Origin of the sequence: Pseudoalteromonas sp. S2755, assembly GCF_005886535.1 — a bacterium.
Classification (GTDB): Bacteria; Pseudomonadota; Gammaproteobacteria; order Enterobacterales; family Alteromonadaceae; genus Pseudoalteromonas.
Window position 1 is genome coordinate 16,875 of record NZ_PNDS01000034.1, and the last position, 11,972, is coordinate 28,846.

Sequence of the window (11,972 nt, forward strand, 5' to 3'; positions counted from 1 at the left end):
AGAGATAAGGCAAACTTTAAAGCGGGTTTATTGACCCTGAATTCGCCTGCGACAGAAGCAGTGCAACACACACCACTTTGGGAATAAGAGGAATCAAGATGTCAAAAATCGTTAGAGTGATTGGCCGTGAAGTTATGGACTCACGCGGTAACCCAACAGTAGAAGCGGACGTACACCTAGAGTCAGGTGCATGGGGCCGTGCATGTGCGCCATCAGGTGCATCTACGGGTACCCGTGAAGCACTAGAGCTACGTGACGGTGATAAGTCTCGTTACTTAGGAAAAGGTGTATTGACTGCGGTAAACTACGTAAATAACGAAATCGCGGCAGCACTTGAAGGTCAAAACGCGCTAGAGCAACGTGCAATCGACCAAATCATGTTGGACTTAGACGGCACTGAAAACAAAGAAAAACTAGGTGCGAACGCTATCCTTGCGGTGTCTCTTGCAACAGCAAAAGCAGCTGCACAAGACAAAGGCGTGGCGCTATACGAGCATATTGCAGACATCAACGGTACAGCAGGCCAGTACTCAATGCCAGTTCCGATGATGAACATTATCAATGGTGGTGAGCACGCGGATAACAACGTTGATATTCAAGAGTTTATGGTTCAGCCTGTTGGTGCAAAAAGCTTCCGTGAAGCACTACGTATGGGTGCTGAAATCTTCCACAGCTTGAAAAACGTACTGAAGTCACGTGGCCTGAACACTGCTGTCGGTGATGAAGGGGGTTTTGCTCCAGACCTTAAATCAAATGAAGAAGCGCTAGAAGTAATTGTTGAAGCAGTTGCAGCAGCTGGCTACGAAATGAACAAAGACGTAACGTTAGCACTTGATTGTGCAGCGTCTGAGTTTTACGTCGATGGCAAATATGACCTAAAGGGCGAAGGTAAAACATTCGACTCAGAAGGTTTTGCAGGCTTCTTGGCCGATCTTGCCGCACGTTACCCAATTGTATCAATCGAAGATGGCCTAGACGAAAGCGACTGGGCTGGCTGGAAAATCCTAACAGATAAAATTGGTGATAAAGTTCAGCTAGTGGGTGATGATCTTTTTGTTACTAACACTAAGATCTTAAAGCGTGGTATTGAAGAAAGCATTGGTAACTCAATCTTGATTAAATTCAATCAGATTGGTTCACTGTCTGAAACGCTTGATGCTATCAAAATGGCGCAAGATGCAGGCTTTACTGCCGTTATTTCACACCGCTCTGGTGAGACTGAAGACGCAACGATTGCTGATTTAGCAGTGGCGACAGCGGCTGGTCAAATTAAGACAGGTTCACTTTGTCGCTCAGATCGTGTAGCTAAGTACAACCAGTTACTACGTATTGAGGAAGCGCTAGGTGAAAAAGCGGTATATAAAGGCCGTAGCGAAATCAAAGGTCAGTAATTAGCATTATTTGATGTATTGTAAAAACGCCAGTTTAGCTACTGGCGTTTTTTATTGCTAGCGGTCGTCACCCCAAATTTCACAATTTGCTTGACCATTTCTAAATGTCCAACAGACTTGAAGTGAATTACAAGCATCATCCATGGTTGCAGGACCATTACCTCCAGCAACAGCCGGCGTCACCTTAATAGCGAGTGTTTTGTTCACGCTAAGTTCTTTAACCGATTTTTTGTTGAACTTTAATTTCATTGTCGTTTCCTTCTATAAAAATATAAATGTTAACCAAATCTATACAAGATGTTGGTTGTTTTACATTTGTACTTTTTGTACAAAAAGTCAACAGGTGTTTTTAAGCACCAAACTCTTGCGCCAATATCGATTGAGTAAAATTGATTTTCAAATAAAAACCTCTTGGCAAAGTTTGCACTATTTTACCGTTTGGCCCTATGGCGTCGGTGAGCGCTTTGGCGTTTGCCGCCTTTGGCCTTATCTGCATAACTTCTCCAAGATGCCCTGAGATTTGCTCTACGTGACCCGTAGCGATTAACTCGATTTGCTCTTCCCAGTCTCTTCGTAACAACTTTTCTTGATGTGCGTCTGGCCGCCATAAGAAGCCGTGTCCAATCACCCTATCTATTAAAGGAATTTCTCGTTCGGCTAATATAGGTAGCCAAAGAACGTGAGCTAATTTCTTTTTAACACTCGACGCTTCCCACGTTAATCCGGTTAACTGAGTCAGCGGCACAACAGAAACATAGGTGGTCTCTAGTGGTTTGCCTTGATAGCTTATTGGCAAAGTCTTAAGTTCAACGCCAATATGCTCAAAATCAGGCACAGGCTTTGATCCCGCTGTGGCACCTAATGCTGCTTCTATGAGTTGTCCTACCCAGCCTTTCTCTCTGAGCAAGTCTTGGGGTGTTTTAAACGAAAGCTGCTGAGCGAGTTCACCCAATGTTAAACCAGCTATATTTTCAACACGCTGCATAAGTTCGCCTACTGAGCGTGGTGGTGTAACTGATAGCAAGCAATACTCCTGAGTTTATCCCTTAAAAATACGATTATAAAAGAAATCATGTGGTGAAGTAAGTTGGTTATTTTGCACTCAACTTAAGTGTGGCTTGTTATTTCAACATATGGCAAAAGTAACAACTTTATTATCTATATGATAAATATGAAGTTATTTTTATTTTGCGACAGTCGGAGCGGCTTGAAAATATTATGGCTTTGGATAAATACAAGACTATAAACATAATTATCCACAGAATATGTGGAAAACCTGAGGTTTGAAGTGTGTAATTGTGGATTTGTTCGTAATTTGAACTGAAAAATACTTAGTTATGCACAAGTTGTGGGTAACTTGAGAGTATGCTGAGATAATTTAGGTATAGAATGGAATTAAATTTGCCGTGACGCGGGAGTTGTGGAACAATCATTAAAAATCGACTTATAAATGAGGCACTAAGGTGATTGATGCCGAAGGGTTTCGTGCCAATGTCGGAATAGTGATTTGTAATAATCAGGGGCAGGTTTTTTGGGCCCGTCGTTACGGACAACACTCTTGGCAATTTCCTCAAGGCGGAATAGACCAAGGGGAAACACCTGAGCAAACGATGTATCGTGAACTTCATGAAGAAGTTGGACTTAGGCCAGAAGATGTTGAAATAGTAGCAAGTTCTAAACATTGGTTACGTTACAAACTACCAAAAAGGTTAATTAGACGAGATTCAAGCCCAGTTTGTATCGGGCAAAAGCAGAAATGGTTTTTATTGAAACTTAGGTGTAAAGATGAAGACGTAGACCTATTACGTACGCATCACCCTGAGTTCGATGATTGGCGCTGGGTCAGCTATTGGTATCCAGTACGTCAAGTTGTATCGTTTAAGCGTGATGTCTATCGTCGAGTAATGAAGGAATTCGCTCCGTTTGCGATGCCATTTGGTAAACGTGAACAGCAAGGGCAAAAGGATTTCTGGCGCACAAAACGATAAAAATAGGAGCAGCAGGTGTTAGCAACGTTAAGATCGATTGCTGAGTCAGTGGCACAGCAAAGTGACCTACAAAGTGCGTTAAATTGCTTTGTTACTATGGTCAAAGATGCCATGCACACTGAATGCTGCTCAGTTTATTTTGCCGATTACAGTCAAGATAATTTTATTCTGATGGCAACGGATGGCTTAAACCCTGAAGCAATCGGGAAATTCCGAATGGGATTTACGGAAGGCCTAGTCGGTCTTGTTGCTCAACGGGAAGAGCCAATTAACGTTGCCCACGCCCAATCCCACCCAAGATTCAAACTGTCACCCGAGGTCAATGAAGAAGGCTACAATGCCTTCTTATCAGTACCCGTTGTACACCAGCGTAAAGTGCTTGGGGTTATTGTGGTGCAGCAAAAGATTGCTCGTGTATTTAGCCATGATGAAGAGTCCTTTCTTATTACGCTTTCAGCGCAATTGGCTTCACAGCTTGCCAACACCGAAATTCAAACTTTACTTCAACAAGATGCAAGCAGTCACAGAACCTCGGTGTTAAAAGGGGTATCGAGTGCACCTGGTATTGCCTTAGGTGATGGTTATGTGGTGTTACCCCATATTGATTTTGCGAGTATTGAACCGCAGTATAGTGACAATATTCAGCAGCAAACTCAGCTGTTTCATCAAGCAGTATCTGCTACTCGGCAAGAATTCCATATTTTAGCCAAAACCCTGAGTGATGATATTCCAAAAGAAGCGGTAGCTGTGTTTGAGGTTTACCAACAACTTTTGGATGCCAAGAGTTTAGGTAAACAAGTGGAGTCTGAAATACGGCAAGGCTGGAACGCAAAAACAGCGCTAAAGCTTGTTATTGAAAAGCTTGTGGCTCAGTTTGATATGATGAGTGACCCTTATATCAAAGAGCGCGCGATTGATGTTAATGATATTGGCCTGCGCGTGCTCCAGCATTTAGTCTCGACTGAACAAGCGGTTAAACACTATCCAGATAATACGATTCTAATCGCCCATACTTTGACTCCAACTATGCTAGCGCAAGTACCAAAAGAGAAGCTCAAAGGGGTAGTCAGCGTGCATGGCTCGGCCAACTCTCATGCTTCTATTCTCACTCGCGCGATGGGCGTCCCTGCTATTTGGGGGATAGAAGACATTCCATTGTTACAGTTTGATGGTAAGTCTATGATCATGGATGCATATTCTGGGCGGCTTTATATTTCGCCTTCGCAAATGTTGGTCAATGAGTACGTTGAAATCAAACGTAAAGACAACATTCTGCATGATAAGTTTGAAGCGGAACATGATTTGCCTCCTATTACACTCGATGGCGAGCGTATAAATTTACTCTTAAATGCTGGGCTTGATCTATCGACTGAAACATTAAGCGCCAGTTATTGCGATGGCGTTGGTCTTTATCGTACTGAGTCTTGGTTTATGCAAAAAGGCCAATTCCCAACACAATCGGAGCAAGAAACCTGGTATCGCGAGGTGCTATCACGTTATCACCCTGAGCCCGTAGTGATGCGGACTTTAGATATCGGTGGCGACAAAATTCTAGATTACTTTGATATCAAAGAAGAAAACCCATTTTTGGGATGGCGGGGCATTCGTGTATCGCTGGATCACCCCGAGCTTTTCTTGGATCAAATCAAAGCCATGATCAAAGCAAACGCGGGTCTTGGTAACTTACAGATCATGTTGCCTATGGTGGGCCATAGTGAGGAAATAGATGAAGCGATGGCACTCATTGAGCAGGCTTGTTTTGAGCTCCAAGACGAATGGGCTGATCCTTTTTATACTATCGACCGGCCAGAAATCGGCGTAATGCTTGAAGTGCCGTCTAGCGTATACTTGTTGCCTGAGTGGTCGAAAAAAATCGATTTTTGCTCTGTGGGCAGTAACGATTTAACACAGTATTTATTAGCAGTTGATAGAACCAACGCACAAGTGGCGGATCTTTTTGACCCTTATCACCCTAGTGTATTACGAGTGTTAAACCAGATTGCACAGCAGTGTGAATTACACGAACTGCCTTTTAGCTTGTGTGGAGAGTTAGGCGGTGAGCCTGAGGGAGCAATCTTGCTTATTGCAATGGGGTATCGCCGTTTGAGTATGAATATTTCATCACTGAACAAAGTGAAATGGGTGCTACGTAGACTGAGAGTAACGGATATGGAAGCTCTACTTGAAAGCTGTTTAGCACAACCTTCATCTAAGCAAGTGCGCCGAATTATTAAAGAATTTATGATTGAGCATCATTTTGCAGAATTACTCTATACCAGCCACCAAGCAAAGGGTGCTTCTTAAGGTTATTTACGCTACCATTACGGCGCTATAAGAATAAGAGCTTGTTGATGGAAACTATTATACTCATCGTTGTACTTTGCGCTTTGCTCGGCTGTGCAGTTGGCTTTTTGGCAGGTCTGCTTGGTATTGGCGGCGGGCTGCTGATAGTCCCTATTTTATCTGTCATCTTAACCGAATTTAATGTTATACCCACAGATCAAGTGGTGTTGGTTGCAATTGCGACGTCGCTTGCCTCCATTATCTTCACTTCGACATCTTCAGCCAAAGCGCATCATAAAAATGACAATGTTCCATGGCACATTGCTCCATGGGTGATGTTAGGTGTGGCAGTCGGCGCGTTGGGCAGTGGTTTTGCCGCAGTGATGTTGCCTGAAAAACTGGTCAGAATTATTTTTGTGGTTAGTGTTGTCGGTATTGCATTGAAAATGGCGTGGAGCACCAGAAGACCGCCACAATCAACCAGAGTTATACCGCAAGGACCGATACTTGCAATGCTAACCTCGGTAACGGGAGCACTGTCTGCAATGATTGGTATTGGGGGGGGAGCATTAATCGTCCCACTATTGACATTTTTCTCTATTGATATGAAAAAAGCGATAGGATGTGCATCTGCCAGTGGTATCGTTATCGCTATTTTTGGCTCTTTTGGCTATATCGCCTCTGGTAGCCAACATGTAGATATTGAGCATGGCTTTTTAGGCTTTGTCTATTTACCGGCTTTGTTTGGTATAGTAGCAACTTCATGGTTTATGGCGCCTATTGGCGCTAAAGCTACGCACCACTTACCAGTCACAACGATTAAGAAAGTGTTTGCGGCGTTACTCATTGTTATCGCTGGCAATATGTTAATGAATTAAGGAAAGGCTATGGCTTTGCAGTTTCCACAGATAGACCCTGTGATTTTTTCCATCGGACCGTTAAGTGTTCGTTGGTATGGATTAATGTATTTAATCGGTTTTATGTTCGCCATGTGGTGGGCAGGGAAAGAAGCAAAAAAACCAAACTCTGGTTGGAATAAAGACCAAGTTGGCGACCTAGTTTTTTACTGTATGCTCGGTGTGATCTTGGGCGGGCGAATTGGCTATGTGCTGTTTTATCAATTCTCTCACTTTATTGAGAACCCGCTTTATTTGTTTAGGGTAGACCAAGGCGGTATGTCTTTCCATGGTGGTGCGTTAGGTGTTATCACGGCGATTATCGTGTATGCGCTTAAAAACAAACGTTCGATTTTATCGGTAGGCGACTTTGTCGTTCCTATGGTGCCTGTTGGGCTGTTTGCCGGTCGTATCGGTAACTTCATTAATGGTGAGTTATGGGGTCGTGTAACAGATGTTCCTTGGGCATTTATTTTTCCAACGGGTGGACCACAGCCGCGCCATCCATCACAACTTTATGAAGCGTTTTTTGAAGGGTTGGTATTGTTTGTGATGCTGGTATGGTTTAGGAAAAAACCGCGCCCAGCGGGCAGTGTAGCAGGTCTATTTTTAGCCGGTTACGGTGTCTTCCGCTTCTCAATCGAGTATTTCCGTGAACCAGATGCACATATTGGCTTATATGGTGGCCTTATTTCTCAAGGTCAGATCTTATCTCTCCCTATGGTGATCGCAGGCGCTATCCTTATGGTGTGGGCATATAAGCGAGAAGGTAGCAACCCATCTACCGGGCAAGTTAAAAGTTAAGAGTAGCGAACAATGAAGCAATATTTAGAACTAATGCGCCATGTGCGTGATAATGGCACAAAAAAAGAAGATCGCACGGGCACAGGTACAGTGAGTGTTTTTGGATACCAGATGCGTTTCAACTTGCAAGAAGGATTCCCACTTGTAACGACGAAAAAGTGTCATCTACGCTCGATTATTCACGAGCTACTTTGGTTCTTGCAAGGCGATACGAACATCAAATACCTAAAGGAAAATGGCGTTAGCATTTGGGATGGCTGGGCAACGGATGAAGGGGACTTAGGGCCAGTTTATGGTAGCCAGTGGCGCTCTTGGACAGGGCCAAATGGTGAAGTGGTTGACCAAATCAAAGATGTTGTAGAGCAAATCAAAACCAATCCAGACTCTCGCCGTTTGATTGTGAGTGCATGGAACCCTGCGCTTCTGCCTGATACTAGCTATTCACCAAAAGAAAACGCAGCGATGGGCAAACAAGCGTTACCACCTTGCCACACGTTATTCCAATTTTATGTACTAGATGGCAAGCTTTCTTGCCAGCTTTATCAACGCAGTGCAGATATTTTCTTAGGTGTGCCCTTTAACATCGCAAGCTATGCACTGTTAACAATGATGATTGCACAAGTTTGCGACTTAGAAGTTGGTGATTTTGTTCACACTTTCGGTGATGCTCATCTATATTTAAATCATATGGATCAGGTAGAAGAACAATTAAGCCGTGAACCGTATGCAAAACCAACAATGCGAATTAACCCTGAAGTAAAGGATATATTCGACTTTAAGTTTGAGGATTTTGAGTTGGTAGACTATCAATGTCACCCTCATATCAAAGCACCAGTCGCTATTTAGGAGTTAACATGAAAGCTGTTATTCCAGTTGCAGGGTTGGGTACGAGAATGTTACCCGCCACTAAAGCTATACCAAAAGAAATGCTACCGATTGTCGATAAACCGCTTATTCAATATGTAGTCGATGAGGCTGCTGCGGCTGGAATTAGAGAAATAGTTTTAGTTACACATTCAAGTAAAAATTCGATTGAAAATCACTTCGATAAGAGCTTTGAGTTAGAGGCAACCCTTGAGCAGAGGGTCAAACGACAGTTACTAGGAGAAGTACAATCTATTTGCCCCAAAAATACGACTATTATTCAAGTTCGCCAAGGGGAGGCTAGGGGACTTGGACATGCAATCAATTGTGCCGCTCCAGTGATCGGAGATGAGCCGTTTGTTGTGATGCTACCTGATGTGTTGATTGATGCCGCTGCCAGTGACCTACGAACAGAAAACTTAGCTCAGATGATAGAGCGCTTCGAACAGGATGGCTTTAGTCAAGTTATGGTAGAGCCCGTACCAGAACACTTGACCTCTCAATTTGGAGTAGTTGATCTACATGGTGAAACACTTCCCCCTGGCGCATCCAAGTCAATGTATAGCATGGTTGAAAAGCCTCCTGAGGGCGCAGCTCCCTCTAATCTGGCTATTGTGGGACGCTATGTGTTAAGTAAGTCAATATGGCCGATGCTGGCAAAAACGCCAGAGGGAGCAGGTGGTGAGATCCAATTAACAGACGCTATCGCAATGATGATGGAGTCAGAAGAGGTACAGGCGTACGCTTTATGTGGAAAAAGTCATGACTGCGGAAGCAAAATCGGCTATTTAAAAGCCATAGTTGAGCATGCGATGCGAAGAGAGGAGTATTCAACTGAGCTTGCTTCTCTTATTGGTTCGATTGCTAAAAGGTAATTACATAAAGTTAAATGTACCGATATTTGCGGTAAAAGCATTTGGTTATTTACCGCGATTTATGTACCATATCAGAAAATGGATTTTTGTTATAACTTATTGTGGATATTCGGTTTTTTAAATTTTTACTCTTCGGCTCTTTAATCGCCTTAGGTGGCTGTAGTCTTTCATCTAAAGAGCCTTCGCCGTTAAGTGAGCAGCAGCTCAAAAGTATTGAGCGATTGAGCTCGTTAGAGCAGGATCTCACAAACTTGCTGACTTTGTTAGAGTCTCAAGCAAGCGTCGATAATATCCGAGCAACATCGAATACTGACGTAGAGGTTAAGCGTTATTCAGCGAGTAAACAAAAGGCGAAGCAAACGACTGGAATTCAACTCAAGTTATTTCCCCTATCTATCAATTCCATGCCTCAAGTTGAGCAGCATCAAGCGCTATTAGCGGCAGTAAAGCGAAAGTTTCCTAGTATATTTTCTGAGGCAGAATTGCAAATTCAAGCGTTTGAAATGCGAGATTGGGCAACAGTTTCAGGATTAAGATCAACTCAAGAAGCAAAAGTCTACTGTAGACTGTTTTCTATCCAAAGCATTGATTGTAGGAGATTAATGTTTTAATTTCACTAAAGTTTTCCCATTTGGGAACGATAAACAGTAAGTCACCAAAAAACGGTATTGCGGTGATGATAAAAATGACCTCTAAAGGAATTTAAAGATGAAAACACTGATTAAATCTGCGCTTATTGCAAGCTCTATTTCCGCTGCTTTACTTACTTCTTCAGCAATTGCTAAGGATACTGCTCGTCTTGAAGTTAAAGTAGAAGTTAAAAACTTATTTTCAGCTGAAGCCGGTGATCCGCTTGATTTCGGTATCATTCGAGTGCAGGGCGATGCAGCGGATGTCGCTACTATAAAGATTGAGGCGGATCCAACATTGACCGATCCTGAAATCAAGAATACTGGTGATGCAATAATAAACCTTATTAGTACCGGTGGAGCTGGCTCTATCAATATCACCGATGCCGCGCCAAATACTGAGTTAACGATTACGGTTCCGGCCGCAACTACGGTTGATAGCGTAGGTAATGCCTCTTTTGATTTAAAGGATTTTGAGTTTTATGTGGTGAGCGGTGCTCAGCCTAACAGTGAAGTGACAAACAACAAGTTCAGGGTCGATGCAAATGGTGCCGCAACGCTTTCAGTTGGTGCGACATTAAGTACTAAAGCTCTTTCTGGAACAGATACGTATGGCGGTGGTGTATACACCAGTAAAGTTGATATCGAAATCGCTTACTAAAACATGTGGCGTTACATGGTACTGGCATTGCTTTTTGCCAGTCACTTGGCCAAAGCTCAAGATATATCGGTCGTTAGGAAATTGAGCTTTGGCACTATTGCGATTATTGATCAAAATAGCGTAGGCACAGTGACGATAGAACCTAATGTTAGGCCACAAACCTCAAGCAATATTCTATTCGTAGAGTTTGGTCATGCGGCAGAAATCCTCTTGACCGATTTTCCTCGTAATCGCCAAATTAGCGTCCAATCTACCGTTTACAATGACTGGTTTGGCTATTGGAATCTTGGTGCATCCGATACCTTCCAATTGACTGAGCTGTATCACGAGAAGGCTATTTACACCGATAGTGTCGGGTCTGGTCAGTTTAAGGTCGGTGGTCAATTGCGCTTTGCTGGCAACGGTAAATCGCTATCGGATGGGGTGCAAACCTTGAACGTTGAAATAATTCTGTCTTACTAGGGTCTGTTGACCTTTGCTGTTTGATTTTTGTTGCCCTGAGTGGGTTTTGGTCGCGGCGCTCGACTTGCCGCCTAGTAATCTAAGCAAAAGTTGAGCAACAATGAACAAAGTGCACTCAGGGAACCCAAAGGGCAGTGCTTGATTGGTATTTCTTCTGCGTTGCCCCACAAGGAATGTGGGGTAAGGTGACTTTGCAGGAGCACAAAGTCTTTATCACCTGACTCACATAGAATAACTATGCTCCGCAGGCTCTGCCTTGCATAAATGGCAATTAAACTGCTGCAAAAACAAACTTGAAAGATAAACAGGCCCAACATTATGAATAAATTAATATTAACGCTGCTTTTGTTTTGTTGCTGTAAAGTAAGCGCCAATCTGATGATCACCCCAACACGAGTTGCTTTCGAAGAGCGTCAGAGAATTGAGAGGGTTACAATCATTAATAATGGTGATGTGACCAAATCTTATCGACTTGAATTTCAAGAGAAGCTAGCACTTAAAGAAGGTGGTTATGCCAACTTTGCCGAGCAAAAAATGAACCCTATGGCTGCAAGCCATTTCATCCGTATTTCACCTAGGCAAGTAACACTGGGGCCAGGTGAGCGTCAGGTAATAAAGCTGGCTGTGCGCAGAAAGGCGAATATGGAACAAGGAGAGTATCGCTCACATTTGCTCTTTAGGGAGCTGCCGAATAATAAAGGCAAGCTGCAAGAAGGTATCAATATTGACGTGCTGATGAGCTATAGCATTCCGGTGATGCTGCGGGTTGGCGATGCGAACCCGCAAATACAGCTTGATGATGTCATTGTAAGCAACGCAAAAAATGGTCGTCAGGCAATTACGGTACTACTTAATCGAACTGGGAAATATAGTAGCTTTGGCGAATTATCCGCTTATTGGCGGGGGGAAAATGACGTTAAACCAGTGCGGATCGGAGTATTAAATAAGTTTGCCGTATATCCAGAGCTTAATCAAAGAAGTGTAGAATTCTCGATAGACCCTGCAATCAAACTCGGGCCATCAGGCACGGTCTTAATCAAGTATGTGGGTGATGATGAGTACACTGACCGCACCTTTGTAGATGATTCGGTATCTTTGTAGTTTAGGTAAGCGAACGTA

General features: G+C 43.3%; 13 protein-coding genes. 11 read left to right on the forward strand and 2 right to left on the reverse strand.

What is annotated here, in order from left to right; genetic code table 11:
* The first annotated feature begins 98 nt into the window (after positions 1-98).
* Complete coding sequence (gene eno / locus CWC03_RS06815) at positions 99-1,391, forward strand: phosphopyruvate hydratase (RefSeq protein ID WP_010369337.1); 1,293 nt, start codon at positions 99-101, stop codon at positions 1,389-1,391.
* A gap of 57 nt (positions 1,392-1,448) precedes the next feature.
* On the opposite strand, the gene CWC03_RS06820 is transcribed toward eno, so the two are convergent.
* Positions 1,449-1,640 carry a hypothetical protein gene (locus CWC03_RS06820; RefSeq protein WP_138581133.1) on the reverse strand — a complete coding sequence of 64 codons (192 nt, stop codon included), beginning with the start codon at positions 1,638-1,640 and terminating at the stop codon, positions 1,449-1,451.
* 100 nt (positions 1,641-1,740) lie between these two features.
* Positions 1,741-2,415: a DNA mismatch repair endonuclease MutH gene (gene mutH / locus CWC03_RS06825; RefSeq protein WP_138581134.1), complete on the reverse strand. Its 675-nt coding sequence runs from the start codon at positions 2,413-2,415 to the stop codon at positions 1,741-1,743.
* Between the two features lie 439 nt (positions 2,416-2,854).
* Here mutH and rppH point away from each other — a divergent pair, with 439 nt between their 5' ends.
* The 10 genes from rppH (at position 2,855) to CWC03_RS06880 (ending at position 11,954) form a co-directional block, all read left to right on the forward strand.
* Entirely contained in the window at positions 2,855-3,379 is a 525-nt protein-coding gene (gene rppH, locus CWC03_RS06830) for an RNA pyrophosphohydrolase (protein WP_010369331.1), read from the forward strand.
* A gap of 15 nt (positions 3,380-3,394) precedes the next feature.
* Positions 3,395-5,683: a phosphoenolpyruvate--protein phosphotransferase gene (gene ptsP / locus CWC03_RS06835; protein WP_138581136.1), complete on the forward strand. Its 2,289-nt coding sequence runs from the start codon at positions 3,395-3,397 to the stop codon at positions 5,681-5,683.
* 47 nt (positions 5,684-5,730) lie between these two features.
* Positions 5,731-6,540: a sulfite exporter TauE/SafE family protein gene (locus tag CWC03_RS06840; protein WP_138581137.1), complete on the forward strand. Its 810-nt coding sequence runs from the start codon at positions 5,731-5,733 to the stop codon at positions 6,538-6,540.
* A gap of 9 nt (positions 6,541-6,549) precedes the next feature.
* Entirely contained in the window at positions 6,550-7,362 is an 813-nt protein-coding gene (gene lgt, locus CWC03_RS06845) for a prolipoprotein diacylglyceryl transferase (protein WP_099030219.1), read from the forward strand.
* Positions 7,363-7,374: 12 nt separating this feature from the next.
* The gene (locus tag CWC03_RS06850; RefSeq protein WP_138581138.1) at positions 7,375-8,208 is read left to right on the forward strand and encodes a thymidylate synthase; all 834 of its coding nucleotides are present in this window, start codon (positions 7,375-7,377) and stop codon (positions 8,206-8,208) included.
* An 8-nt stretch (positions 8,209-8,216) separates the two neighbouring features.
* Entirely contained in the window at positions 8,217-9,101 is an 885-nt protein-coding gene (galU, locus tag CWC03_RS06855; protein WP_138581139.1) for a UTP--glucose-1-phosphate uridylyltransferase GalU, read from the forward strand.
* A 101-nt stretch (positions 9,102-9,202) separates the two neighbouring features.
* A complete protein-coding gene (locus tag CWC03_RS06860) occupies positions 9,203-9,712 on the forward strand; it encodes a hypothetical protein (protein WP_138581140.1) in 510 nt (169 codons plus the stop codon).
* A gap of 97 nt (positions 9,713-9,809) precedes the next feature.
* Positions 9,810-10,391, forward strand: coding sequence for a DUF4402 domain-containing protein (locus CWC03_RS06865; RefSeq protein ID WP_010369323.1), 582 nt, complete (start codon positions 9,810-9,812; stop codon positions 10,389-10,391).
* Positions 10,392-10,406: 15 nt separating this feature from the next.
* Positions 10,407-10,853 carry a DUF4402 domain-containing protein gene (locus tag CWC03_RS06870; RefSeq protein ID WP_138581141.1) on the forward strand — a complete coding sequence of 149 codons (447 nt, stop codon included), beginning with the start codon at positions 10,407-10,409 and terminating at the stop codon, positions 10,851-10,853.
* A 318-nt stretch (positions 10,854-11,171) separates the two neighbouring features.
* The gene (locus CWC03_RS06880; protein WP_171040218.1) at positions 11,172-11,954 is read left to right on the forward strand and encodes a fimbrial biogenesis chaperone; all 783 of its coding nucleotides are present in this window, start codon (positions 11,172-11,174) and stop codon (positions 11,952-11,954) included.
* The last annotated feature ends 18 nt before the right edge of the window (positions 11,955-11,972 follow it).